Origin of the sequence: Actinospineispora acaciae DSM 45401 (assembly GCF_000620785.1) — a bacterium.
Lineage (GTDB): Bacteria > Actinomycetota > Actinomycetes > Mycobacteriales > Pseudonocardiaceae > Pseudonocardia > Pseudonocardia acaciae.
The window spans coordinates 423,890-448,264 of the sequence record NZ_JIAI01000003.1 but is presented as its reverse complement, the minus strand read 5'-3'; the positions used below and the strand labels follow the sequence as shown (position 1 = coordinate 448,264).

General features: G+C 72.0%; 26 protein-coding genes. 16 read left to right on the top strand and 10 right to left on the bottom strand.

Features of this window, described 5'->3' with window-relative positions; all coding sequences use genetic code 11:
- The first annotated feature begins 18 nt into the window (after positions 1-18).
- The gene (tatB, locus tag N912_RS0118955) at positions 19-426 is read left to right on the top strand and encodes a Sec-independent protein translocase protein TatB (protein WP_028923652.1); all 408 of its coding nucleotides are present in this window, start codon (positions 19-21) and stop codon (positions 424-426) included.
- A 151-nt stretch (positions 427-577) separates the two neighbouring features.
- On the opposite strand, the gene N912_RS0118950 is transcribed toward tatB, so the two are convergent.
- Positions 578-2,020: an amidase gene (locus N912_RS0118950; protein WP_051580412.1), complete on the bottom strand. Its 1,443-nt coding sequence runs from the start codon at positions 2,018-2,020 to the stop codon at positions 578-580.
- Positions 2,017-3,027 carry a D-2-hydroxyacid dehydrogenase gene (locus tag N912_RS0118945; protein ID WP_037065353.1) on the bottom strand — a complete coding sequence of 337 codons (1,011 nt, stop codon included), beginning with the start codon at positions 3,025-3,027 and terminating at the stop codon, positions 2,017-2,019. The genes N912_RS0118950 and N912_RS0118945 overlap by 4 nt, the downstream gene beginning before the upstream one ends.
- 155 nt (positions 3,028-3,182) lie before the next feature.
- Between N912_RS0118945 and N912_RS0118940 the strand changes: the two genes are divergently transcribed.
- The 6 genes from N912_RS0118940 to N912_RS0118915 all read left to right on the top strand — a co-directional run bounded on the left by N912_RS0118940 (position 3,183) and on the right by N912_RS0118915 (position 8,717).
- A complete protein-coding gene (locus N912_RS0118940; RefSeq protein WP_028923649.1) occupies positions 3,183-3,680 on the top strand; it encodes a DUF3830 family protein in 498 nt (165 codons plus the stop codon).
- Between the two features lie 12 nt (positions 3,681-3,692).
- A complete protein-coding gene (locus N912_RS0118935; protein WP_028923648.1) occupies positions 3,693-4,454 on the top strand; it encodes a maleate cis-trans isomerase family protein in 762 nt (253 codons plus the stop codon).
- Between the two features lie 21 nt (positions 4,455-4,475).
- The gene (locus tag N912_RS0118930; protein ID WP_028923647.1) at positions 4,476-5,240 is read left to right on the top strand and encodes a maleate cis-trans isomerase family protein; all 765 of its coding nucleotides are present in this window, start codon (positions 4,476-4,478) and stop codon (positions 5,238-5,240) included.
- Positions 5,237-5,929 carry a GntR family transcriptional regulator gene (locus tag N912_RS0118925; protein ID WP_028923646.1) on the top strand — a complete coding sequence of 231 codons (693 nt, stop codon included), beginning with the start codon at positions 5,237-5,239 and terminating at the stop codon, positions 5,927-5,929. Before N912_RS0118930 ends, N912_RS0118925 begins: the two co-directional genes overlap by 4 nt.
- A gap of 97 nt (positions 5,930-6,026) precedes the next feature.
- A complete protein-coding gene (locus N912_RS0118920) occupies positions 6,027-7,295 on the top strand; it encodes an aspartate aminotransferase family protein (RefSeq protein WP_028923645.1) in 1,269 nt (422 codons plus the stop codon).
- An 87-nt stretch (positions 7,296-7,382) separates the two neighbouring features.
- Positions 7,383-8,717, top strand: coding sequence for an amino acid permease (locus N912_RS0118915; protein ID WP_051580411.1), 1,335 nt, complete (start codon positions 7,383-7,385; stop codon positions 8,715-8,717).
- Here N912_RS0118915 and N912_RS0118910 read toward each other — a convergent pair.
- Positions 8,695-9,852 (bottom strand): Mrp/NBP35 family ATP-binding protein, encoded by a 1,158-nt coding sequence (locus tag N912_RS0118910; protein ID WP_028923643.1) that lies wholly within the window; start codon positions 9,850-9,852, stop codon positions 8,695-8,697. The genes N912_RS0118915 and N912_RS0118910 overlap by 23 nt on opposite strands.
- 139 nt (positions 9,853-9,991) lie before the next feature.
- Between N912_RS0118910 and N912_RS0118905 the strand changes: the two genes are divergently transcribed.
- The gene (locus N912_RS0118905) at positions 9,992-10,522 is read left to right on the top strand and encodes a MarR family winged helix-turn-helix transcriptional regulator (RefSeq protein ID WP_084210999.1); all 531 of its coding nucleotides are present in this window, start codon (positions 9,992-9,994) and stop codon (positions 10,520-10,522) included.
- A 24-nt stretch (positions 10,523-10,546) separates the two neighbouring features.
- On the opposite strand, the gene N912_RS0118900 is transcribed toward N912_RS0118905, so the two are convergent.
- Both N912_RS0118900 and N912_RS52975 read right to left on the bottom strand, forming a co-directional pair.
- On the bottom strand, positions 10,547-11,053 hold the full coding sequence (locus N912_RS0118900) for a DUF1003 domain-containing protein (protein ID WP_028923641.1): 507 nt from the start codon (positions 11,051-11,053) through the stop codon (positions 10,547-10,549).
- The gene (locus tag N912_RS52975; protein ID WP_037065604.1) at positions 11,046-12,281 is read right to left on the bottom strand and encodes a magnesium transporter MgtE N-terminal domain-containing protein; all 1,236 of its coding nucleotides are present in this window, start codon (positions 12,279-12,281) and stop codon (positions 11,046-11,048) included. The genes N912_RS0118900 and N912_RS52975 overlap by 8 nt, the downstream gene beginning before the upstream one ends.
- A gap of 69 nt (positions 12,282-12,350) precedes the next feature.
- Here N912_RS52975 and N912_RS0118890 point away from each other — a divergent pair, with 69 nt between their 5' ends.
- Entirely contained in the window at positions 12,351-13,226 is an 876-nt protein-coding gene (locus tag N912_RS0118890; RefSeq protein WP_037065602.1) for a PhzF family phenazine biosynthesis protein, read from the top strand.
- A 112-nt stretch (positions 13,227-13,338) separates the two neighbouring features.
- On the opposite strand, the gene N912_RS63575 is transcribed toward N912_RS0118890, so the two are convergent.
- A complete protein-coding gene (locus N912_RS63575; RefSeq protein ID WP_037065350.1) occupies positions 13,339-14,199 on the bottom strand; it encodes an endonuclease domain-containing protein in 861 nt (286 codons plus the stop codon).
- 182 nt (positions 14,200-14,381) lie between these two features.
- Here N912_RS63575 and N912_RS0118880 point away from each other — a divergent pair, with 182 nt between their 5' ends.
- The 4 genes from N912_RS0118880 (at position 14,382) to N912_RS0118865 (ending at position 17,898) form a co-directional block, all read left to right on the top strand.
- Positions 14,382-15,344: an HpcH/HpaI aldolase/citrate lyase family protein gene (locus tag N912_RS0118880; RefSeq protein WP_028923638.1), complete on the top strand. Its 963-nt coding sequence runs from the start codon at positions 14,382-14,384 to the stop codon at positions 15,342-15,344.
- A 23-nt stretch (positions 15,345-15,367) separates the two neighbouring features.
- The gene (locus N912_RS0118875) at positions 15,368-16,561 is read left to right on the top strand and encodes an acyl-CoA dehydrogenase family protein (RefSeq protein WP_028923637.1); all 1,194 of its coding nucleotides are present in this window, start codon (positions 15,368-15,370) and stop codon (positions 16,559-16,561) included.
- 79 nt (positions 16,562-16,640) lie between these two features.
- A complete protein-coding gene (locus N912_RS0118870) occupies positions 16,641-17,168 on the top strand; it encodes a YflT domain-containing protein (RefSeq protein WP_037065348.1) in 528 nt (175 codons plus the stop codon).
- Between the two features lie 4 nt (positions 17,169-17,172).
- Positions 17,173-17,898, top strand: a complete 726-nt coding sequence (locus tag N912_RS0118865; RefSeq protein WP_028923635.1) for a class I SAM-dependent methyltransferase — start codon at positions 17,173-17,175, stop codon at positions 17,896-17,898.
- Between the two features lie 24 nt (positions 17,899-17,922).
- Here the strand turns inward: N912_RS0118865 and N912_RS0118860 are convergent, their stop codons facing one another.
- Both N912_RS0118860 and N912_RS52970 read right to left on the bottom strand, forming a co-directional pair.
- Positions 17,923-18,885: a DUF5914 domain-containing protein gene (locus N912_RS0118860; RefSeq protein WP_037065346.1), complete on the bottom strand. Its 963-nt coding sequence runs from the start codon at positions 18,883-18,885 to the stop codon at positions 17,923-17,925.
- A gap of 10 nt (positions 18,886-18,895) precedes the next feature.
- Positions 18,896-19,315: a MerR family transcriptional regulator gene (locus N912_RS52970; protein ID WP_037065343.1), complete on the bottom strand. Its 420-nt coding sequence runs from the start codon at positions 19,313-19,315 to the stop codon at positions 18,896-18,898.
- 97 nt (positions 19,316-19,412) lie between these two features.
- On the opposite strand from N912_RS52970, the gene N912_RS52965 reads away from it, so the two are divergent.
- Positions 19,413-20,822: a DHA2 family efflux MFS transporter permease subunit gene (locus tag N912_RS52965; protein ID WP_051580410.1), complete on the top strand. Its 1,410-nt coding sequence runs from the start codon at positions 19,413-19,415 to the stop codon at positions 20,820-20,822.
- A gap of 1 nt (position 20,823) precedes the next feature.
- Here the strand turns inward: N912_RS52965 and corA are convergent, their stop codons facing one another.
- Positions 20,824-21,918, bottom strand: a complete 1,095-nt coding sequence (corA, locus tag N912_RS0118845; protein WP_028923633.1) for a magnesium/cobalt transporter CorA — start codon at positions 21,916-21,918, stop codon at positions 20,824-20,826.
- A gap of 262 nt (positions 21,919-22,180) precedes the next feature.
- On the opposite strand from corA, the gene N912_RS0118840 reads away from it, so the two are divergent.
- Together N912_RS0118840 and N912_RS52960 are read left to right on the top strand one after the other, a co-directional pair.
- On the top strand, positions 22,181-22,684 hold the full coding sequence (locus tag N912_RS0118840; RefSeq protein ID WP_028923632.1) for a MaoC family dehydratase: 504 nt from the start codon (positions 22,181-22,183) through the stop codon (positions 22,682-22,684).
- A 9-nt stretch (positions 22,685-22,693) separates the two neighbouring features.
- Positions 22,694-23,314 (top strand): TetR/AcrR family transcriptional regulator, encoded by a 621-nt coding sequence (locus tag N912_RS52960; RefSeq protein WP_051580409.1) that lies wholly within the window; start codon positions 22,694-22,696, stop codon positions 23,312-23,314.
- On the opposite strand, the gene N912_RS52955 is transcribed toward N912_RS52960, so the two are convergent.
- Entirely contained in the window at positions 23,256-24,332 is a 1,077-nt protein-coding gene (locus N912_RS52955) for a DUF4037 domain-containing protein (RefSeq protein ID WP_037065341.1), read from the bottom strand. The genes N912_RS52960 and N912_RS52955 overlap by 59 nt on opposite strands.
- Positions 24,333-24,375: the final 43 nt, after the last annotated feature.

The following is a 24,375-nucleotide window of genomic DNA, read 5'->3' as shown; positions in this document are numbered from 1 at the left end:
CGGGGAGGCGGGCCGGGAATGTTCGAGAACGTCGGCTGGGGCGAGATCCTGGTGCTCGTGCTCGCCGGCCTGTTCATCCTCGGCCCGGAGCGGCTGCCCGAGGCCGCCGCCTGGCTCGGCAAGACCATCCGCCAGGTCAGGAACTTCGCCACCGGCGCCCGTGACCAGCTGCGCGGCGAGCTCGGCCCCGAGTTCGACCAGCTGCGCAAGCCGTTCGAGGACCTGCGCCAGCCGCTGCAGGAGCTGCGCGGGCTGCGCAACTTCGACCCGCGCCGGGCCGCCGTCCGCTCGCTGTTCGACGACGACCCGGCCGACTACAAGCCCAACGGCTACACCCCGCCGCCCCCGCTCCCGCCGATGACACCCCCGCCGCCGCGCTCGCTGGCCCCCGGCGAACGCCCGCCCATCGACCCCGACGCCACCTGAGCCGTCCGCACGGACGCGCCCACCGCACACACCGTCGCGGGCGGCGTCCGGACTCTCGGCACACACCGTCGCGGCGCCGCACACAGGTTGGAACGTGTGTGCGGCGCCCACTGGGTGTGTGCCGGCGGAGGGGGTACCGGGGTACGGGCGGTCAGCCGAGGAGCGGTGGGCGGCGGCGGTGCCAGTCGGTGGCCTGTTGGTAGGCGTGGGCGGCCGCCAGGACGGCGTCGTCGGCGTGGCGGGGGCCCACGATCTGCAGGCCGATCGGCCGCCCGTCCGAGGTGAACCCGCACGGCACGCTCGCCGCCGGCTGCTGGGTCATGTTGAACGGGTAGGTGAACGGCGTCCACCCGGTCCAGCGCCGGGAGCCGAACCCGGGCGGCACCTCCATCCCCGCCTCGAACGCCGGGATCGGCAGCGTCGGGGTCAGCAGCAGCGGGTAGCGCTCGTGGAAGGCGCCCATCCGGGTGCCCAGCTCGTTGCGCACCGCCATCGCCCCCAGGTAGTCCATCGCGGAATACCCGGCACCGGTCGCGGCCACCTCGGCGAGCCCGGGGTCCAGCCGGGTCATGCCCTCCGCGTCCAGGTGCTCGACGCACTTCGCCGCGCCGGCGAACCAGAGCACGTGGAACGCGTCCACCGGGTCGGTGAACCCCGGGTCGGCCGCCTCCACCGCCGCCCCCAACTCCCCGAACACCGAGACAGCCCGCTCGAACGCGGCGGCCACCTCCGGGTGCACCGAGACGTACCCGAGCGTCGGGCTGACCGCGACCCGCAGCCCGCGCAGCCCCGCCTCGGCGCCGTCCAGCGCGGCCACGCACGACCGCGCGGGCACCGAGCCCGCCCACGGATCCCTGGCGTCGAACCCGGCCATGACGTCCAGCAGCAGCGCCGCGTCGGCCGCCGTGCGGGTCATCGGGCCGACGTGGGACAGCGGGCCGAACGGGCTGCCCGGGTAGTGCGGCACCAGCCCGTAGGTGGGCTTGTGCGCGACGATGCCGCTGAACGCGGCCGGGATGCGCACCGAGCCACCACCGTCCGTGCCCAGGCTGCCCGCGCCCATCCCCAACGCCACCGCCGACGCGCTGCCGCCGCTGGAGCCGCCGCAGGTCAGCGTGGGGTCCCACGGGTTGCCGGTGACCCCGTTGCGGGGGGAGTCGGTCACGCCCTTCCAGGCCAGGTCGGGCGTGGTGGTCTTGCCGAGCAGCACCGCGCCGGCCTCCCTGACCCTGGCCACCGAGGGCCCGTCGGCGTCCCACGGCCCCGACTCGTCCACCGAGTAGGAGCCGCGCAGGGTCGGCCAGCCCTTGGTGAGCAGGATGTCCTTGATCGAGATCGGCACGCCGTCCAGCGGCCCGACCGGCTGGCCGCGCCGCCAGCGGGCCTCGGACTCCCTGGCCGCGTCCAGCGCGCCCGCCGGGTCGAGCAGGCAGTAGGCGTTCACTGTCGGGTTGAACCGCTCGGCGCGGTCCAGCGCGTCCCGGGTGGCGCGCACCGGGGACAGCTCGCCGGACCGGTACCCGGCCAGCAGCTCGGTGGCACTCAGGTCCGCAAGCGACGCGCCGGCCTCAGTGGTCGTCGAAGTTGTGCTCACCGTGGGCTCCCCGCGGTCTCGGTGACGGACGCGTCGCTCCTGACGTATCCGATGGTCTTGTCCACCACGTTGCGCAGTGGCTCGCCGGCCCGGTAGCGGGCCAGGTTGTCGACGAACAGGTCGGCCAGCGCGTCGCGCCAGCCGATGAAGTCCCCGGACATGTGCGGCGAGACGATCACGCCGGGCAGCGTCCAGAGCGGCGAGTCCGCCGGCAGCGGCTCGGTGTCGAACACGTCCAGCGCGGCCCCGGCGATCCGTCGGGTGGACAGCGCGGCGACCAGGTCGTCCTGCACCACCAGCTGGCCCCGGCCGACGTTGATCAGCCGGGCCCGGGAGGGAAGCCTGGACAGCAGCGCGGCGTCCACCATGCCCCTGGTCTGCTCGGTCAGCGGCGCGGCGAGCACCAGGTAGTCCGCCTCGGGCAGCAGCCTGGGCAGGTCCGAGGCGTCGTGCATCCCGGGGCGGGCCCGCCGGCCGACCAGCCGCACCCGCATCCCCACCGCCTCCAGCAGCCCGGCGATCCCGGCCCCGATCGGGCCGCCGCCGACCACCACCGCGGTCCGGCCGGTGATCGTCCCGGTCTCCCGGTGCCGCCATTCGCCCCGGTCCTGGTGCCGCAGCGTGGCCGGCAGGTCCTTGGCCATGGCCAGGACCATCCCGAGCACGTACTCGGCCATCGCCCTGTCGAACACCCCGCGCGAGTTGGTGATCACCACGTCCGAGGCCACCATCTCGTCGAAGATCAGCTTGTCCACGCCGGCGCTGGTGGCGTGCACCCAGCGCAGCGCGTCCGCGGCGTCCCAGCTGGCCCGCACCGCCTCGCCGACGTTGAAGTCCCAGATCAACAGCGCCTCGGCGCCGCGCAGCGCGGCGGGCAGCTCGGTCGGGGTGGCGTAGCGGACCCGGGCGTCCGGGCCCAGCGAGGCGCGCGCCTCCAGGTCGGGAGGCAGGTCCGACGAGTACAGCACCGCCAATGCCGGATCACGCGGCTGAGCAGGAGAAACCATCAGTTTTGTTACCCTCGTGACGGTGGTGTAAACGATCGGCCGATCGCACGGGAGAGGCATTGACACGCTAGGAAGCGCTCGTATGATTGTCAACAATCCGCGGCCGTAGGAGCTCGCAGGAGACCTTCACACAGTTCCGTTCGCGGGGGGAATGCATGCCTCGTCTGCTTCGTATCACGTTGGCCAAGCGGGGCGTGTCCTGCCTGGCCGAGCTCCTCGACAAGGAGGCGCCGCGCACCTGCGAGGCCGTCTGGAACGCGCTTCCCCAGGCCGGTGATGCCCAGCACGCCAAGTACGCCCGCAACGAGGTGTACACGATGGTGCCCCGTTTCGCCGAGACCGAGATCGGGCTGGAGAACCCGACGGTCACGCCCATCCCGGGCGACGTCGTCTACTTCTCGTTCGGCGCCGGCATGCTCGACCACGCGTTCAAGGAGGACAAGGGCGTCTCGGGACTGCCCGGCGTCGTCGACCTCGCCATCTTCTACGGGCGTAACAACCTGCTGCTCAACGGCGATGTCGGTTGGGTACCCGGCAACGTCTACGCCACCATCGTGGAGGGGCTCGCGCCGATGGCGCAGGCCTGTCACGACGTGTGGCGGTCGGGCAGCGTCGGGGAACGGCTGGTCTACGAGCGGCACAGCGAGACGTAGAGAGGTGCCGGGATGCCTACCGAGCTCTCGGTGGCCTACCTGGAGGCCACAAACGACCAGCGGGGGATCGGCGTGGTCACCCCGTTCGACTTCGCGCTGGACCGCGAGCTCTGGCGATGGGTCCCGGACAACGTCTCGCTGTACCTGACCCGGATGCCGTTCTTCACCACACCGGTGACGGTGGAGATGGCCGCCGCCGTGAGCGAGCGCGCGGTGGTCCGCCGCGCCACCCGGGACGTGCTGACCCCGGAGCCGGACGTGGTGGTCTACGCCTGCACGTCCGGGAGCTTCGTGGGCGGCATGCTGGGCGAGCGGCTGCTGGTGCGCACCATGGAGGACGCCGGCGCCCCGGCGGCCTGCACCACCTCGGGCGCGCTGGTCGAGGCGCTCGGGCTGCTCGGGGCGCGCAAGCTGGCCATCGCCACCCCGTACGTGGACGACGTGACAGCGCTGCTGGTCAGCTACCTGGCCGAGTACGGCATCGAGACCGTGGCCAGCAACGGGCTGGGCCTGCTCGGGCACATCTGGCGGGTGCCGTACCACCAGGTGATCGAGATCGTGAAGGCGGTGGACACCCCGGAGGCGGACGCGATGTTCATCAGCTGCACCAACCTGCCCACCTACGACATCATCGAGCCGCTGGAGCAGGCGCTGGGCAAGCCGGTGCTCACCGCGAACCAGGTCACCATGTGGTCGGCGTTGCGCCTGATGGGGCTGCAGGGGATCGGCACCGGCCAGCGACTTCTGGTTTCCGGCGAGCCATCCGCCGCCTGATGTTGTAGATTGTCCACAATCATGCGGACCATAGGATTCCTGTACCCGGGGTACAGCGCCGAGGACGACTATCCGACCGCGGCGGGCCTGCTCGGCTCGCCCGACGACCCCGCCGTGCCGAAGCTGCTGGTGCAGCACACCGAGATGCGCGAGGACGCGCACCGGGTGGACGCGCTGCTGGACATCGGCGCCGACGACGTGCTGGCCGTGGGCGCGCGCGAGCTGGCGGCCGGCGACGCGAGCTGTGACGCGGTGATCTGGGCGTGCACCTCCGGCAGCTTCGTGTTCGGCTGGGACGGGGCGGCGGCGCAGGTCGAGGCGCTGCGCACGGCGGCCGGCGTGCCGGCGTCGAGCACCTCGTTCGCGTTCACCGACGCGGCCGCCCGCCTCGGCGTGAGCAGGGTGGCGGTGGCCGCCACCTATCCGGAGGACATCGCCGAGCGCTTCGTCACCTTCCTGGCCACCGCCGGGGTCACCGTCGTGCGGCTGTCCGCCCTGGACATCATCACCGCCGCCGAGGTGGGCACGCTCGGCCGGGAGCGGGTGCTCGAGGTGGCGGCGGCCGGCGACCACCCGGACGCCGAGGCGGTGCTGCTGCCGGACACCGCGCTGCACACCATGGCCTGGCTGGACGACCTGGAGCAGAAGCTGGGCAAGCCGGTGCTCACCGCGAACCAGGTGAGCATCTGGCAGGGCCTGCGGCTGGCCGGCGACACCACGGCGCGCACCGGGCTCGGCGCGCTGTTCCGCACCCCGCCCTCGGACGGGGCCGGCGAACCGAGATGAGCGCCGAGGACGGCGAGCTGGAGCCGGTGGACCGCAAGTCCACCCCGGCCCTGGTCGCCGACCAGCTGCGGCGCGCGATCATGCGCGGCACCTTCCCGCCCGGCAGCCAGCTCGGCGAGGTGGAGCTGGCCGGCCGGCTCGGGGTCAGCAGGGGGCCGCTGCGGGAGGCCATGCAGCGGCTGGTCGCCGAGGGCTTGCTGCGCAGCGAGCGGCATCGCGGCATTTTCGTGCGCGACCTGGACGAGGCGGACGTGCGCGACGTCTACACCGCCCGGCTGGCCGTCGAGCAGGCCGCCGGGCGGCTGATCCTCAACGGCGGCAACAAGACGGTGGCGATCGCGCTGCTCGGCGAGGCGGTACGGGTGATCGAGGACGCCGCCGCGACCGGTGACCCGGTGGCGCTCGCGGACGCCGACCAGGCCTTCCACGCGACCCTGGTGGCCGCGTCCGGGAGCCCCCGGCTGCGCCGGATGGCCGACGGGCTGCTGACCGAGACGCGGATGTGCCTGACCGCGCTGCAGGACACCGCGCCGCCGCCGGCCGAGCTGGTCGCCGAACACCGCCAGCTCTGCGACGCGGTGCGTTCCGGGGACTTCGCGCTACTGGCCGCCGTGCTCGAAGAACACATGGCCTCGGCCGTGGACCGCATCGTCGGCGCGCCCCGACCCGCCACGCCCATCGCCGGATAGTCCCCACTGGACAGCGGGCCGGGGCGGATGTTTCCATGTAGTTGTCGACAATCGGACAATATTGCTGACACAACGAGCACGACGCGAGGAGCGCACGATGGCGCGGTTGTCCCCCGTCCTCAAGCAGGCCACCCCGGTGCGGGCGGTGCGCGGCGAGGGCGTGTACCTCTACGACGCCGACGACCGGCGCTACCTGGACTTCACCGCCGGCATCGGGGTGACCAGCACCGGGCACTGCCACCCCCGGGTGGTGGCCGCCGCGCAGGCGCAGGTCGGCACGCTGATCCACGGCCAGTACACGACGGTCATGCACGAGCCGCTGCTGAAGCTGACCGAGCGGCTCGGCGACGTGCTGCCGGAGCGGCTGGACAGCGTGTTCTACATGAACTCCGGCAGCGAGGCGGTGGAGGCCTCGGTCCGGCTGGCCCGCCACGCCACCGGCCGGCAGGGGATCGTGGTCTTCGCCGGCGGGTTCCACGGCCGCACCATGGGCGCCGCCGCGCTGACCACCTCCGGCGCCAAGATCCGCGCCGGGATCGGCCCGCTGATGCCGGGCGTGAGCGTCTCGCCGTTCCCGTACGCGTTCCGTTACGGCTGGTCCGTGCCCCAGGCCACCGAGTTTGCGCTACGTGAGCTCGATTATCTGCTGGCCACCGCCGCGCCGGTGCAGGACACCGCCGCGTTCCTGATCGAGCCGGTGCTCGGTGAGGGCGGCTACGTGCCCACCCCGCCGGAGTTCCTGGCCGGGCTGCGCGAACGGGCCGACCGGCACGGCATCCTGCTCATCGCCGACGAGGTGCAGACCGGGGTCGGGCGCACCGGCAAGTTCTGGGGACACCAGCACGCGCCCGGCGTCACACCCGACATCATCATCACCGCCAAGGGCCTGGCCAGCGGGTTCCCGTTGTCCGGGATCGCGGCGCCGACCGAGCTGATGGCCAAGGCCTGGCCGGGCTCGCAGGGCGGCACCTACGGCGGCAACGCGGTGGCCTGTGCCGCCGCGCTGGCCACCCTGGACGTGGTGCGCGACGAGAACCTGGTGGACAACGCCGCCGAGCAGGGCCGCCGGCTGGCCGACGGGCTGCGCAAGGTGGCCGCCGACCACCCGGTGATCGCGGACGTGCGCGGGCTCGGGCTGATGGTCGGCAACGAGTTCCAGACCGCCGACGGCGCGCCCGACCCGGACACGGCGGCGCGCGCGCACGCGGCGGCGGCCGAGCGCGGGCTGTTGCTGCTGACCTGCGGCGCGGCCGGCAACGTGGTGCGGATGATCCCGCCGCTGGTGGTCACCGCCGAGCAGGTGGACAAGGGCATCGAGCTGTGGGCGGACGCGGTAAATGCGGCGGTCGCTTCGCGGACGCGTTAGCCTCCGCGAGTGGACAACGAGGTCACGCGTACCGAGATCGCCGACGCCCAGGGACTGCGCCAGGGACTGAGGCAACGTCACGTTCGGATGATCGCCCTGGGCGGCATCATCGGGGCCAGCCTGTTCATCGGCAGCGGCGCCGTCATCCATACCGTAGGCCCGGCGGCGGTGCTGTCCTACGCGATCGGCGGGCTGCTGGTCGTGCTGGTCATGCGCATGCTCGGCGAGATGGCCACCGCGCATCCCACGCTCGGCTCGTTCATGGAGTACGCGCGCGAGTCGCTGGGCGGCTGGGCGGGCTTCGCGATCGGCTGGCTGTACTGGTACTTCTGGGTCGGCGTCGTCGCGTTCGAGGCGGTGGCCGGCGCGAAGATCCTGGTGCAGTGGATCCACGGTGTGCCGCAATGGGTGTTCTCGCTGATCCTGATGCTGCTGCTGACCGGGACGAACCTGGTCTCGGCGCGCTCGTTCGGGGAGACCGAGTTCTGGCTGGCCTCGATCAAGGTGGCCACCATCGTGGTCTTCATGGCGCTGGGGCTGCTGTTCGTGCTCGGGCTGTGGCCGGGCGCCACGTTCTCGGTCGGCAACATCGCGCTGGACGGGTTCGTCCCGAACGGCGGGTTGACGGTCATCCAGGGCGTGGTGCTGGTGATCTTCTCCTACTTCGGCGCGGAGATCGTCACCATCGCCGCCGCCGAGTCGAACGAGCCGGGCAAGGCGGTGCGCAAGGCGACCGCCACCGTGGCCTGGCGGGTGGTGCTGTTCTACGTCGGCTCGGTCGCGCTGCTGGTGATGATCACGCCGTGGCGGGAGATCCCGAGCGAGACCAGCCCGTTCGCGGCGGCGTTCGACAGGTTCGGGGTGCCGGCGGCGAGCACGATCGTGAGCGTGGTGGTGCTGACCGCCGCGCTGTCCGTGCTCAACTCCGGGCTCTACACGGCGTCGCGGATGCTGTTCGCGCTGCGCCGGCACGGCTGGGCGCCGCGCTGGGTGGCCGACACGAACGGCCGGGGCGTGCCGTGGAAGGCGATCCTGCTGTCCACCGCGGTCGGCTACGTCGCGGTGGTCATGAGCTACGTCGCGCCGGACACCATCTTCTACTTCATCATCAACTCCGCCGGGGCGGTCGCGCTGTTCGTCTACGCGATCATCGCGGGCTCCCAGCTGCGGATGCGCGGGCGGCTGGAGCGCGAGGCGCCGGAGCGGCTGGAGCTGCGGATGTGGGGCTACCCGTGGCTGAGCTGGCTGACCCTGGTCGCCACCCTGCTGGTGGTGGCGTCCATGGTGCTGGTGGACGACGCGCGCTCGCAGCTGTGGCTGAGCCTGATCAGCCTGGCGGTGATCCTGGGCGTGTACTTCATCCCGGCCGTGCGGGGTGGTGCCCGAGCGCGGGCGGAGGCTACTTCTTCCGGACCGGGCTGATGTTCAGCGACATGCCGGCCAGCCCGCGCGAGCGGGTGGACAGCCGCTGGGCCACCCCGGCCAGCGCCTGGGCGGCCGCCGTGTCCGGTGCGGAGAGCACCAGCGGGGTGCCGCCGTCGCCGGACTCGCGCAGCCGTGGGTCCAGCGGCACCTGGCCGAGCAGTGGCACGCTGGCGCCCAGCGCGGTGGACAGCGACTCGGACACGGCCTGACCGCCGCCGGCGCCGAACACCTCCATCCGGCCGCCGTCCGGCATCTGGAGCCACGACATGTTCTCCACCACGCCGACCAGCCGCTGGTGGGTCTGCAGCGCGATCGAGCCGGCCCGCTCGGCCACCTCGGCGGCGGCCTGCTGCGGCGTGGTGACCACCAGGATCTCCGCGTTCGGGATCAGCTGCGCGCAGGAGATGGCCACGTCGCCGGTGCCCGGCGGCAGGTCCAGCAGCAGCACGTCCAGGTCGCCCCAGAACACGTCGGAGAGGAACTGCTGCAGCGCGCGGTGCAGCATCGGGCCGCGCCAGGTGACCGCCGCGTTACCCTGGGTGAACATGCCGATGGAGATGACCTTCACGCCGTGCGCCTGCGGCGGCATGATCATGTCGTCGACCTTGGTCGGCCGGTCGGAGGTGCCCAGCATGCGCGGCACCGAGTGGCCGTAGATGTCCGCGTCGAGCACCCCGACGCTGAGCCCGCGCGCGGCCATGGACGCGGCCAGGTTGACCGTCACGGACGACTTGCCCACCCCGCCCTTGCCGGACGCCACGCAGTACACCCTGGTCAGGGAGCCGGGGTCGGCGAACGGGATGGTCGGCTCCTTGGCGTCGCCGCGCAGCGAACGGCGCAGCTCGGCGCGCTGTTCGTCGCTCATCACGTCCAGCTCGACCTCGACGGCGCGCACCCCGGGCACCTCGGTGACCGCCGAGCGGACCCGTTGGGTGATCGTGTCGCGCATCGGACAGCCGGCCACCGTGAGGTAGACGGCTACCGCGACGGTGCCGTCCTCGGCGATCGACACGGACTTGACCATGCCGAGCTCGGTGATCGGCCGGTGGATCTCCGGATCCTCCACCCGGGCCAGCGCGGCCCGAACGGCATCCTCACTGATCCCGGCCACTGTGTGCGATGTGGTGGTCATCGATACCCATGGTACGTGCGCTGGTCCGGCCCGTGGTGAGTCGGTGCGCCGATCCCGGACGGGTGGTCTTCGCGGCCATGAGGTTCGACCTCCGCTCGTCGCCGGATGCGCGGCCCTGTCGCTTGTAATATCTGATTGCATGTCGTTGAGCACGGAAACGTCCGAGTCCGATGCGCCCGCCCTGTCCGAGCTGGCCCTGGCCGGCGGAGAGCTGGACGCCGACGGCCTGGCGGCGTGGCGCTGCTTACTGCGCGGACACGCCACCGTGACCCGCGCGCTGGAGGCCGAGCTGATCATCGAGCACGGGCTCTCGCTGGCCGGCTACGACGTGCTGATGCGCCTGGCCGAGGCGCCCGGCCGGCAGCTGCGGATGACCGAGCTGGCGCACGCGGTGCTGCTGTCCCGCTCCGGGGTGACCAGGCTGATCGACCGGCTGGAGCGCGCCGGGTTCGTGAGCAGGTGCCGGGTCCGCGAGGACGGCAGGGGCGTGGCCGCGAGCCTCACCGAACGCGGCCTTGCCCAGCTGCGTGCCGCGTCACGCACCCACCAGGCCGGGGTCTCGCGCTACTTCGTGAACCGGCTCGACCACTCCGACCTGGTCGACCTGCGCCGCATCGGGGTGCGGCTCGCGGCCCAGTCCGTACCCCTCGAACTACCCGTGAGTGGTTAGCGTGGCTATAGCAACGCTAACCACTCACGGGTGGCGGTCGGCGCGGTGCTTGCGGGTGGGCTCGGGCGGTAGCCGGGCGGCCAGCTTGTCCAGCTCGCCGCGCAGGTAGTCGCGGGTGGCGACCTCGCCGATGGCCAGCCGCAGCGCGGCCAGCTCGCGGGCCAGGTACTCGGTGTCGGCCTTGGTGCGCTCGGCGCGGTTGCGGTCCTCTTCCAGCGACACCCGGTCCCTGTCGTCCTGCCGGTTCTGTGCGAGCAGGATCAGCGGCGCGGCGTACGCGGCCTGGGTGGAGAACGCCAGGTTGAGCAGGATGAACGGGTACGGGTCCCACCGCAGGCGCACGGCGGCCAGGTTCAGCGCGATCCAGACGATCACGATCACCGTCTGCATGGCCAGGTAGCGGCCGGTGCCCAGGAACCGGGCGACCCGCTCGGAGAGCCTGGCGAACGCCTCCGGGTCCAGCGCGAACCGGGGCCCGCGGCGGCCGGCCCTCGGCTGGTCGAGGCGGCGGCTGGAGTACAGCTCAGGCATCGGTCACCGTCACCTCGCCGTCGGTCTGGCGCTCGCGCCAGCCCGGGGGGAGTAGGTGGTCCAGCACGTCGTCCACGGTGACCGCCCCGAGCAGGTGGTCGTTGTCGTCCACCACCGGGCCGCAGACCAGGTTGTAGGTGGCGAAGTAGCGGGTCACCTCGGCGAGCTGGGCCTGCGGGTGCAGTTGGGCCAGCTCGGCGTCGACCAGCCCGGCGACCAGCTCCGGCGGCGGCTCGCGCAGCAGCCGCTGCATGTGCACGCAGCCCAGGTAGCGCCCGGTCGGGGTGGCGGTGGGCGGGCGGCAGACGAACACCATGCTGGCCAGCGCCGGCGGCACGTCCGGGTTGCGCACCCTGGCCAGCGCCTCGGCGACGGTGGCGTCGGGCTGCAGGATCAGCGGCTGCGGGGTCATCAGCCCGCCCGCGGTGTCGGCGGAGTAGGACAGCAGCCGGCGCAGCGGCGCGGACTCCTCGGGCTCCATCAGCTCCAGCAGCCGGTCCGACTCCGCCTCGGGCAGCTCGCCGAGCAGGTCGGCGGCGTCGTCCGGGTCCATCGCCTCCAGCACGTCGGCGGCCCGGTCCGGGTCCAGGTGGGCCAGCATCTCGCGCTGGTCGGACTCGGGCAGCTCCTGGAACACGTCCGCCAGCCGCTCGTCGTGCAGCGCGTCGACCACCTCGAACCGGCGCTTGCGGGGCAGCTCGCGGAAGGCGGCCGCCACGTCGGCGGCGCGCATGCCCTCGAACACGGCCAGCAGCCGCTCGGCGCCCTGGTCCCGCGACACGGACAGCCCGTCGACCTCCGACCAGTCCATCACCTGGACCTGTCCGCGCCTGCTCAGCCGCCCGCGCCGCTCGCGCACCGCCAGCCGCCCGACCACCCAGTCCCGCGAGCGGGTGCGTTCGATCGCGGCGTCCACCACGACCGCCTCGATGCCGCCCTTGCCGTCCGGGATCCGGACCCTGGCGTCCAGGAGCTGGCCGACGACCAGCGTCTCGTTGGGCCGCTGGCTGAACCGGCGCAGGTTGACCATCCCGGTGGCCAGCGTGACCGCGCCCGGGTCGATCGCCGTCACCCGCAGCATCGGCACGAAGATCCGCTGCCGGGTGAGCAGCTCGACCACCAGCCCGAGCACCCTGGGCGGTAATCGGTCCACCCGCAGCGCGGTGACCGCGTCGCGGACCTTGCCGATCCGCTCCCCGTCGGGTCCGAACACGGCGAGGCCCACCATCTGCGCCACGAACACCCTCGCCGAACCCACGACGATCAGGTTAGCTTCGGCGATGTGACCGAGTCCTCGATGACACTCAGGTTCGATGTGGTGGACGTGTTCGCCGACCGGCCGTTCGCCGGCAACCCGCTCGCGGTGGTGCACGGCGCGGACGCGCTGGACACCGACCGCCTTCAGGCCATTGCCCGCGAGTTCAACCTCTCCGAGACGGTGTTCCCGCTGCCGCCGACGGTGGAGGGGGCGAGCTACCGGGCGCGCATCTTCACCCCGGCGGAGGAACTGCCGTTCGCGGGGCATCCAAGCGTGGGGGTGGCGTGGGTGCTGGCTCGGGACGGGGTGATTCCCGCCGGGGACGCTGTGCAGGAGTGCGGGGCTGGGCTGCTTCCGGTGCGGGTGGACGCGGCCGGTGCCCGGATCGGCGGCGGGCCGGCGTCGGTGGGGCCGGTCCTGGAAGCCGGCGGGTTGGCGCGCGCGGTCGGGTTGAGGGATGAGGACGTGGACCCGGTGGCCGAGGCTGGGGTGGCGGGGGCCGGGCTGGAGTTCGTGTTCCTGCTGGTCCGCGACGAGGCGGTGGCCAGGGCCGTGGTGCCGGAGGTCGGGGCGTTGCGGGCGGCCACCGGGGGTCGGGGCCTGGTGGCCGTGGTCTCCCTGGATCTGGGTGAAGGTCGGGTGCATGCGCGGGTGTTCGGGCCCGGGTCCGGGGTGCCCGAGGATCCCGCCACCGGCTCGGCGGCCGTCGCACTGGCGGTGTTCCTGGTGGACCGAGGGCTGTTGCCGGTCGACGGGGAGTCCGCGTTCACGGTGTACCAGGGCGCCGAGATGCACCGGCCGTCCCGGCTCGAGGTCGAGGTTCGTGCCGAGGGGGGTACGGCGGTCAGTACGTCGGTGGGTGGCCGGGTGGTGGCCGTGTCGTCCGGCCAGATCGCGGTCCCGCCCGCCGGCTAGCCCGCACCCACCCAACCCCGCGCGCGGGGATTCCGTGATCATCAGGTCACTACGGTTGTTTCCAGGGCGCTATAACGACCATGGTGGCCTGATGATCACGGGAAGCGGGTGGTCAGAGGTGCAGGTGGTGCAGGGCGCGGCTGATGTCGGCGACGATGCGGGCGGGGTTGTGGTACACGTCGCGGGCCACATGGCGGTACACGCGCCAGCCCGCGTCCACCAGGCAGGTGTACCGGTACACGTCGCGGCGCCCTCGCTCGTCGGTGAAGTGGTCCTCGCCCTCGTACTCGATCGCGATCAGCTCGTCGGGGTATGCCAGGTCCACAGTCGCGACCAGCCGGTGGTCAGCGTCACGGACCTGGTGCTGTGCGACCGGCCGGGGCAGTCCGGCGAGCACGAGCACCAGCCGCAGCCGCGACTCCATCGCCGACGCCGCCGCCGGCTCGGCCAGCGATACCACCTCGGGTAGTCGCAGCGTGCCGCGCGCGCCCGGGTACCTCTCGGCGAGCGTGAGCACCTCGACCGGCGCGAACCCGAACCGGCCGGACAGGGCGTCCAGCGCGACCACCGCCTCCGTCAGTGGATCGCGCCGGGCCAGGTCGTAGGCGGTCCGCAACGGCGTGGTCACGTCGATGCCACCAGTCGTGCGCCACTCGTCCCCGGCCAGCTCGTCCTGCCGTACCACCAGCCCGGCCGGCGCCCGGCGATGTGAGCGGCCGAGGATCACCTCGACGGGGACGTCGGCCGGGGCGCAGTCGGCGCCGAGCACCGCGGCGGCCGCGTAGCCGCCGAGAATCCCCCGCCCACCAGACCACAGGTAGGCCGCCCGGGAGCGAAGAACGAGGTCCGCGACCAGTGCGGCCGACGCATAGACGTCGGGAAACAACCGTCGGTAACGGCGCCCCCGTAACTCCTGGCGGCTCACCAGGCCGGTGGCCACCGCCGGCGTCCCCCGGAACGGCGCGTCGAGCATGGCGACCAGGTTGCCCGGCGAGATCGACTCACGACGGTGGAACGCGGAAGATACCGTCGAGTAACCCGTCCGGACCTTGGCTGGGTGAGAAACCAATCACCTAGGGGGCGCCGTGGCGCCGATCTCGTGGAAGCATCCACGGGCAGAGAAGAACGTCAACGCCGACCAAGGAGGCGCCGCCGGTGAGCACCGTCAGCCCCCGTCCCCGTCGATCGTGCCTGGCGGTGCCCGGGTCCAGCCAGAAGTTCATCGACAAGGCCCGGACGCTCAACGCCGACCAGGTGTTCCTGGACCTGGAGGACGCGTGCGCGCCGCTGGCCAAGCCGGGCGCGCGCAAGACCATCGTGGCCGCGCTGAACGAGGGCGGCTGGGACGGCAAGACGCGGGTGGTGCGGATCAACGACTGGACCACCGAGTGGACCTACCGGGACGTGGTCGAGGTGGTCGAGGGCGCGGGCGCGAACCTGGACTGCCTGATGCTGCCCAAGGTGCAGACGCCCGAGCAGATCCACGCGCTGGACCTGCTGGTCACGCAGGTCGAGAAGACCATGGGCTACGAGGTGGGCCGGATCGGCATCGAGGCGCAGATCGAGAACGCGCTCGGGCTGACCAACGTCAACGCGATCGCCACCGCGTCCCCCCGGGTGGAGACGATCATCTTCGGGCCGGCCGACTTCATGGCCAGCATCAACATGAAGTCCCTGGTCGTGGGCGAGCAGCCGCAGGGCTACGACGTGGGCGACGCGTACCACCACATCCTGATGAGCATCCTGATGGCCGCCCGCGCGCACGACAAGCAGGCCATCGACGGGCCGTACCTGCAGATCAAGGACGTGGACGGGTACCGCCGGGTGGCCGGCCGGTCCGCCGCGCTCGGCTTCGACGGCAAGTGGGTGCTGCACCCCGGCCAGATCGACGCGGCGAACGAGGCGTACAGCCCGGCGCAGGCCGACTACGACCACGCGGAGAACATCCTGGACGCCTACGACTGGTACACCTCCGAGGCCGGCGGCAAGCGCGGCGCCGCCATGCTCGGCGACGAGATGATCGACGAGGCGTCGCGGAAGATGGCGCTGGTCATCGCCGGCAAGGGCCGCGCGGCGGGGATGTCCCGCGGCGACCGCTGGACCCCGCCCACGGACTGAGCCGCGACCCCGAGGAGGCACCCATGGCCAAGCTCGCCCAGACCGCCGGACTGACCGATGTGCAGCAGGAGATCCTGGCCACGGTCAAGACGTTCGTGGACAAGGAGATCATCCCGCACGCGCAGGCGCTGGAGCACTCCGACACCTACCCACAGGACATCGTGGACGGGATGAAGGAGATGGGCCTGTTCGGGCTCACCATCGAAGAGGAGTACGGCGGCCTCGGCGAGTCGCTGCTGACCTACGCGCTGGTGGTCGAGCAGATCGCGCGCGGCTGGATGAGCGTCTCCGGCGTGATCAACACCCACTTCATCGTGGCGTACATGATCACCCACCACGGCACGCCGGAGCAGAAGGCGCACTACCTGCCGAAGATGGCCACCGGCGAGGTCCGGGGCGCGTTCTCGATGTCCGAGCCGGACCTGGGCTCGGACGTTGCCGCGATCAAGACCAGGGCGCGGGAGGACGGTGACGACTTCGTCATCGACGGCTCCAAGATGTGGCTGACCAACGGCGGCACCTCGAACCTGATCGCGCTGCTGGTCAAGACCGACGAGGGTGCCGACCGCCCGCACCAGAACCTGACCTGCTTCCTGGTCGACAAGCCGGAGGGCTACGGCGAGGTCGCGCCCGGGCTGACCATCCCCGGCAAGATCGACAAGATGGGCTACAAGGGCGTGGACACCACCGAGGCGGTGTTCGACGGGTTCCGCATCCCGGGTGGGCAGATCCTCGGCGGCCGGCGCGGCGGCGGGTTCGCGCAGATGATGGACGGCATCGAGGTCGGGCGGGTGAACGTCTCGGCCAGGGCCTGCGGGATCTCCATCCGCGCGTTCGAGCTGGCGGTGGAGTACGCCCAGCAGCGCCAGACGTTCGGCAAGCCGATCGCCGAGCACCAGGCGATCGCGTTCAAGCTCGCCGAGATGGGCACCAAGGTGGAGGCCGCGCACCTGATGATGGTCAACGCGGCGCGGCTGAAGGACTCCGGCGAGCGGTTCGACGTGGAGGCCGGCATGGCGAAGCTGCTGGCCAGCGAGTTCTGCGCCGAGGTGACCAGCGAGTCGTTCCGCATCCACGGCGGGTACGGGTTCTCCAAGGAGTACGAGATCGAGCGTTTGATGCGCGAGGCCCCGTTCCTGCTCATCGGGGAGGGCACTTCGGAGATCCAGAAGACCATCATCAGCCGGGGTCTGCTGCGCGAGTATCGTTCGCGCTAATTGATCTCGCGGGCTCGGCACCGGGGATCAGGAAGCGGCATGATGGTGTCGCGAGAGACGTGTGCCTAGTTCCGAGGAGATGGCACCAGTGACGACTCCGTTCGGCGGCATGGGACGCGGCAGTCCCGGGCTGCCCAACCTGCCCACGCCGCCCACCGGCTGGCCGGTGGGTTCGTACGCCACGTACGCGGAGGCCCAACAGGCCGTCGACTACCTCGCCGACCACGAGTTCCCGGTCGGCGACGTGACGATCGTCGGGGTGGACCTGATGCTGGTCGAGCGGGTGATCGGCCGGTTGACCTGGGGCCGCGTCCTGGGCGGCGGCGCGGCCTCCGGGATCTGGATGGGCCTTTTCGTCGGCGCGCTGCTGGCGTACTTCAACAACAACGCCGGGGCGCTCGTGATCGGGGTGGTTGCCGGCGTGTTGTTCAGTGTGCTGTTCGCGGCGTTGAGCTACGCCTTCACCCGCGGACGCCGCGACTTCACCTCGGCCAGCCAGCTGGTGGCCGGCCGCTACGACGTGCTCAGCCACCCGCGCAACGCCGAGCGGGCCAAGGAGATGCTGGCCCGGCTGGCGATGGGGCCGGGTCCGGTGGCGGACACCTGACCCCATGCTGGACACCTCGGTCCCGGAGGCGTTCGACGCGATCGCCCGGGGCTACGACCGGCTGACCGGGTCCAACCCGGGCTATCACGAGCACCTGCGGATGTCCGTGCGCCGGATGGGGCTGCGCGGGCGGGGCGAAGGCCTGCGACTGCTCGACCTCGGCTGTGGCACCGGCGCCTCCACCGCCGCGCTGCTCGACGTCGCCCCGGCGGCCGAGATCGTCGCGGTGGACGCCTCGGCCGGCATGCTCGCGGCCGCCAAGGCCAAGTCCTGGCCGGCGTCCGTGCGGTTCGTGCACGCCCGCGCCGAGGAGCTGGCCGACACGCCGGGCGTTCGCGGGCCGTTCGACGGCGTGCTCGCCGCCTACCTCGTGCGCAACCTGCCCGACCCGGACGCCGGCCTGCGCACGATCTTCGAGCTGTTGCGCCCCGGCGCGCCGGTGGCCGTGCACGACTACTCGGTGGCCGACTCGGTGCGGGCGCGCGCCATCTGGACGCTGGTCTGCTGGTCCGTGATCATCCCGGCCGGTTCCGCGATCACCGGCGACGCGGACATCTACAAGTACCTGTGGCGCAGCGTGCGCCGCTTCGACGGGGCGGCCGCCTTCGAACACCGCCTGGCCGCCGCCGGATTCGTCGACCTCCGCACCCAGACCATGCCCGGCTGGCAACAGCACATCGTGCACACCTTCCTCGGCCGTCGTCCCAGCTCAGAACCCGTGAGTGGTTAGCGTTGCCATAGCAACGCCAACCACTCACGGGTTACGCAGGGAGTATCGGCGTTCGGCGTAGGCCAGGTCGTCGCGCCAGAGGCGGTGGGAGGCGCGGCGGATCAGGGGGCGCAGGAGTGGGGCGGTGAGCGCGAGGCCACGGCGGTTCGAATGGGCGCGGACGGCCTCGATCACGGCGGTACGGCCGGGGGCGAGCGGGGTGGCGTGGGTTTCGACCACGCTGCCGGCGAACTCGCCGGACACGATCGTCATCACCACGGTGCGCGGGTCGGGGCAGCGGAACTCGGCGGTCACCGGGACGCCGAGCGAGCCGACCACGCGGTAGGCCACGTCGACCACGAACACATCGTCATCGGCCGGGCAGTCCGGGACGGGTGGGGGAGCGGAGACGACACGGAGGCCGGCGAAGGCGTACGGGTGGTACCAGGAGCCGTGCCACGGGTCGAGCCGGTTGGCCACCACGTCCTCGGGCTCGCACCGGCCGGCCGCGCACGCCACGGCGGCCACGCTGCCCTCGAGCGGCGGCCGGCGCGGCACCACCGGCGCGGGCAGCGGCTCCTCGCCGCCCACCTCGTCCAGCCGTACCCAGAGCAGCAGGCCGTCGTCGTGCGCGGGGTACGGGGTCCAGTCCCGCCGGCCGGACGGGGACAGCGCGAGCCCGTGCCAGCGGCACACCAGCCGGTTGCCGTGCACCGAGCCGTCGCACAGCGGCGCGCCCAGGTGCGGGCAGGCCCCGGGCCCGACGCAGAACCGACCGTCCGTACCCCGCCAGGCCACCAGCTCCACCCCGGCCACCGTCCGCCCCAGCGGCCGTCCGGCCCGCAGCGCGGTACTGGCGCCGAGCACGTACCAGTTGCCGGCCGGGCGGGCCAGCGCGCGGGCCAGCGCGGCGTCGATCAGCTCCGGCTTCGCGTCCGGCCAGCTCGGTCGCTGCTCCGACCACGGCGGGACGCGCAGCCGGCGCAGCGGGTTCAACCGGCTGGCCACCCCGGCAAGACTAGGCCGTGTGCCGCGCGGTCCGGGCGGCGCGCGGCAGGGTGACGGTGGCGCGGAAGCCCGGGCAGGTGTCGGCGCGGCCCTGATGGGGGCAGTCCCGCAGGTGATGGAGGTAGTCGCGGGCGTCCTCGAGCTGACTGATGCGCCGGCTGATGGCGTCGATGATGCGGTCGATCGCGTGCCGCCAGGCCGCCGTGGCGGGACGGGTGGCGATCAGCTCGCGGATCTGCTCGATACCCAGCAGCGTGACCTCGCGTGAGCGCTTGATGCTCGCGATCCGGTAGAGCTGCTCGCGGTCGTAGCAGCGACGGCTGCCCTGGCGGTGCGACGTGAGCAGGCCGCGGCGTTCCCAGAAACGCAGCGTCGAGACCGGGAGGGCGAAGTGCGCGGCAACGTCGGCGATCGGTATCAGCTTGGTCATGGCGTCCAGTTGACCCGAACCACGGTTCAGCGGGCAAGGTAAGGCTCACCTGAGTTGAGCCTGGGTCGAGGGTCGACTCCCGGTCCGAAAGGTCGATATGCCGCCGCTCACCGCCGGACGAGCCGAGGGGACCACCCGCGCCGGAGTCGTCATCGGAGTGCTCGTCGTCTCCGCGTTCGTCATGTTCCTCAACGAGACGATCCTGAGCGTGGCGCTGCGCGGCCTGAGCGTCGAGCTCGATGTCAGCACCGCCACCGTCCAGTGGCTCACCAGCGGCTTCCTGCTCACCATGGCGGTGGTCATCCCGACCACCGGGTTCCTGCTCGAGCGCTACACCCCGCGCACGGTCTTCCTGACATCGATGGGGCTGTTCTGCGCGGGCACCCTGACCGGCGCGCTGGCCCCGGGCTTCGCGGTCCTGCTGCTCGGGCGCGTGGCGCAGGCCGGTGGCACCGCGTTGATGCTTCCCCTGCTGGCGACCACGGTGATGCGCCTGGTGGCGCGGGAGAGGCGGGGGGCGATGATGGGCACGGTGGCGATCGTCGTCGCGTTCGCCCCGGCGCTCGGCCCGACCGTCGGCGGCGCGGTGCTGGCCTACCTGGGGTGGCGCTGGATGTTCCTCGCGGTACTCCCGCTCGCGGTCGCGGCCCTGGTCGCCGGCGCGGTCACGATCCGCGTGCGGTCCCAGACGCGGTCGGTGCCGCTCGACGTGCCGTCGGTGCTGCTGTCGGCGCTGGGGTTCGGCGGGATCCTCTACGGGCTGTCCTCCATCCCCGAATCCGGCGGTCGCGTGCTGGCGTGGATCCCGATCGCCGGCGGTATCGTCGTGCTGGTCCTCTTCGTTCTGCGCCAGCTGTCGTTGCGGCGCGACGAGCGCGCGCTACTCGACCCTCGGCCGTTCACCAACCGACGGTTCGTGGTGGCGCTGCTGGTCTCGGTACTGCTGTTCATGTGTCACATCGGAGTGGGATCGGTCCTACTGCCGATCTACCTGCAGACCGTGCTGCACCAGGGCACGTTCGTCACCGGCCTGGCGGTACTCCCGGGAGGCCTGGTCCTGGCGTCGCTGGGGATCCCCACCGGCCGGCTGTTCGACCGCTACGGCGCGCGCCCGCTCCTGATCCCCGGCACGGCCGCGATGGCGGTGTCGCTGTGGGTGTTCGCCGCGCTCGGCGAGGGCACCTCCCTGGGCGCCGTCATCGGCGTCCACATCGTGTTGATGACCGGGATCGGCCTGATGATGACGCCGCTGATGACCGAGCCGCTGGCCGCGCTGCCCGGTGGGCTCTACTCGCACGGCACGGCGATCCTGGGCACCTCTCAGCAGATGGCGGGCGCTCTCGGCACCGCGGTGTTCGTCACCGTCGCCTCGCTCGGCGCCGCCAACCCGGCCGGGACGCCCGACGCGGCCGGGATGCGGCTCGCGTTCGGTGCCGCCGGCATCATCGGAGCGCTCGCCGTGCTCTGCTCGCTGTGCACGCGCCCGCGACGAACGGACCGGTCATGACCTAAAGCCACTTGTTGCGGCGAAACGTCCGGTACAGCAGCCCACAGAGGACCACGATCAGCAGCACCACCGCCGGGTAGCCGTACTCCCACTTGGTCTCCGGCATGTAGTCGAAGTTCATGCCGTAGATCCCGGCGATCATCGTCGGCACCGAGATGATGGCGGCGTACGCGGTGATCTTGCGCATGTCGTTGTTCTGCTGCAGCGTGATCTTGGCGAGCACCGCGTCGACCAGCGTGGTGAGCAGCTCGTCGAACCCGGTCACCCGCTCGGCCACGCTCGACAGGTGGTCGTCGACGTCGCGGAAGTAGGAGCGCACCTCGTGCGGGATCAGCGAGCTGTAGCCCTCGGCGAGGCGGCGCAGCGGCTGCCCGAGCGGCATCACCGCGCGGCGCAGCTCCAGCACCTCGCGCTTCATCACGTAGATCTGCTCGGCGCCGACCACCGAGCGCGGCGCGAACACCTCGCTCTCCATGGTGTCGATGTCCGCCTCGATGGCGTCGGTGACCTCCAGGTAGCTGTCCACCACGTGGTCGGCCAGCGCGTGCAGCACGGCGGCCGGGCCGAGCGCGAGCTGCTCCGGGTCCGCCTCCAGCCGCAGCCGCACGTCGTGCAGCCCGGAGTGGTTGCCGTGGCGCACGGTGACCACGAAGTCGCGGCCCACGAACGCCATGACCTCGCCGGTCTCCACCAGCTCGGCGGCCGTGGTGGGCTCCGCGTGCCCGACGTAACAGACGGTCTTGAGCACGGCGAACAGCATGTCGTCGTAGCGGTCCAGCTTGGGGCGGTTGTGCGCGTGCACGGCGTCCTCGACGGCCAGCTCGTGCAGGCCGAACGCCTCCGCGATGCCGTTGATCTGCTCGTCGTCCGGCTCGTGCAGCCCGATCCAGACGAACGCGTCGTCGCGCCCGCGCACCTCGCGCACCGCCCGCTCGTGGCTCCATCGGCCGGGAAGGCGACGTCCGTCGACGTAGACCGCGCAGTCCACCACGTAGGCGGACAGCGGGATGGGGATCCGTGGCTGCACGACGCCGTTCGAGCGGCCGGTGAGCTTCATCCGGGCGCCCCGGGGGCGGATCGAGGGCAGGCTGGGCACGGCGACCTCCGGTCAGGGGGCCGGAGCGCGGGAGGCTCCGGGCGACGGGTGGGATTTCCCTAGGCCCCCGGCCGTGCGAAGTTCGTCAGCCGAACCCCGCGGTGGGGACCCGGCTGGTACTGCAACCTGGCGCAGCGTCCATGGCCCCACCTCCCCTGTGCCACATCACCTCAGTGATATCGACCTGCCGAGCAGCTCCCGGACGGTTCGCCCGCCTAGGGTACCCCGCAGAGGCTGAGAGCGGCCGAAGGAGGCGTGTGACGTGCAGTTTGGGCGCTACTACGAGGAGTTCGAGGTCGGTGCGGTGTACAAGCACTGGCCGGGCAAGACGGTCACCGAGTACGACGACCACCTGTTCTGCCTGCTGACCATGAACCACCACCCGCTGCACCTGGACGCGAACTACGCCGAGGAGACGACCGAGTTCAAGCGCAACGTGGTGGTTGGCAACTACGTGTACTCGCTGGTGCTGGGCATGTCGGTGCCGGACGTGTCGGGCAAGGCGATCGCGAACCTGGAGATCGAGTCGCTGCGCCACACCAAGCCGACGTTCCACGGCGACACCATCTACGCCGAGACCGAGGTGCTGGACAAGACCGAGTCGAAGTCCAAGGACGACAGGGGCATCGTCTACGTGGAGAGCAGGGGCTACAAGCAGGACGGCACGGTGGTGTGCACGTTCCGGCGCAAGGTGATGGTGCCCAAGCGCTCGTACGGTGACGCGCGCGGCGGCGAGCAACCGGGCCGGCCGGTGCCGACCACCTGAGCCGCGGCGATGGCCCAGACCGAACGCCCGCTGCGCGCCGACGCCCGCCGCAACCGGGAGCGGATCATGGCCGCCGCCGGCGAGCTGTTCGCGCGCCGGGGGCGGGAGGCGCAGATGGACGACATCGCCGCGCACGCCGGCCTGGGCATGGGCACCCTGTACCGGCACTTCCCGAACAAGCAGGCGCTGCTCACCGCGATGGTCCGGGAGCGCTTCCGGGGGATGGCGGAGCTGGGCCGCGCCGCCGAGCGGATCGACGACCCCGGCGAGGCCTTCGAGGCCATCCTGCGTGGCTACCTGGAGGCCGCCGACGGCGACGCCGCGTTCCAGCTCGCCCTGATGGGCTCGGGCTCGGGCGAGCTGGACTGGGGCGGGCTGGAACGGGAGAAGGCCGAGTTCGCCGAGGTCGTCACCCGCATCATCGAGCGCGCCGTGGCCGCCGGCGCGGTCCGTGCCGACCTCACCATGGCCGACTTCCCGACGCTCGCCAGGGGCGTGATGTCCACCATGTACTTCGCACCGGCCGGCAACGCCGACTGGCGCCGCCACCTGCAGCTCACGCTGGAGGGCGTCAGGTCCCGCTCAACAGACCCTGGTAGACGGACCGGAGCCGACCGGGCCACGGGGTGAAGTTGACCAGCGCGTCGTCGGCGTGGGTGAGCTGGTCGATGCCGCCGACGGTGACCAGCTCGCGCAGCGCCCGGTCGGAGACGGCGTCGCGGCAGGCGGTGACGAACCGGCCGGCGTTGAGCACCCGGTACGGGCGCACCGCGCCGGCGATGTTGACGTCGAACGGCCCGCACGCCGGGTCGACCGGCGGCGTCACGCCCAGCTCGTTGTGCCGGCCGGCGACCGTCTCCAGCGCGGCCACCAGTGCCCGCTCCCGCGCGGCCGGCTCGCGCGCGTCGAGCAGCTCGTCCAGCAGCGGCCCGATCCGGTCCGCGCACGGCAGCCGCCCGAACGCGGTGCCGAACCACTTCGGGTACGGCCAGTACCGCCGTTCCTGCAGGAAGCACTGCTCGGCCAGCAGCCGGACCAGCCGGGTCGCGACCAGCCGGCCGCCGCGCTCGTCGCCCGCCTCGGCGCACCGCCCGACCAGCGGTTCGGCGTTGCCGATCAGGTGCCACTGGCTGGCCATTAGCCACAGCCAGACGTCGCGCGGGTAGTGCGCGAGCGCGTCGCGGACCCCGGTCAGCTCGCCGATCTCGTCGGTGAACACCTCACCGGCGGTGACCTGGAGCAGGTGCTGCTGCGGGACGGCCAGCCACCACGACACCGGCAGCGACGTCGGCAACACAGCGCCCGGGCTCACGCCGAGCTGGCCGAGCAGCCACGAGCCCAGCGTGCCGACCCCGACGTGGTGGCGCACCGTGCCGGTTTCGGAGTCGAAGAACCGCACCGGCCAGCCCGCGAACCGCTCCGGCAGGCCGCTCTCCACCGCGTCCGTGACCGCCCGCACGTGCCGCTCGGAGACGAAGACCAGCAGCCGGGGACCCCAGCCGTGGTCGGTGGAGCGGGGCTGGTCGTAGCCGAGCACCTCCGACCCCTCGCCGAGCAGCGCCGCCGCGTGCGGGACCTCGACGAGCTCGCGCACCACCTCACGGTAGAAGTCGCGCGCGAGGTCCAGTCCGGGGCGGAAGTCGGGCATCGGGCAGGGACCGTAGCGGGGTCCGGGCCGCCCGCGCAGCCGG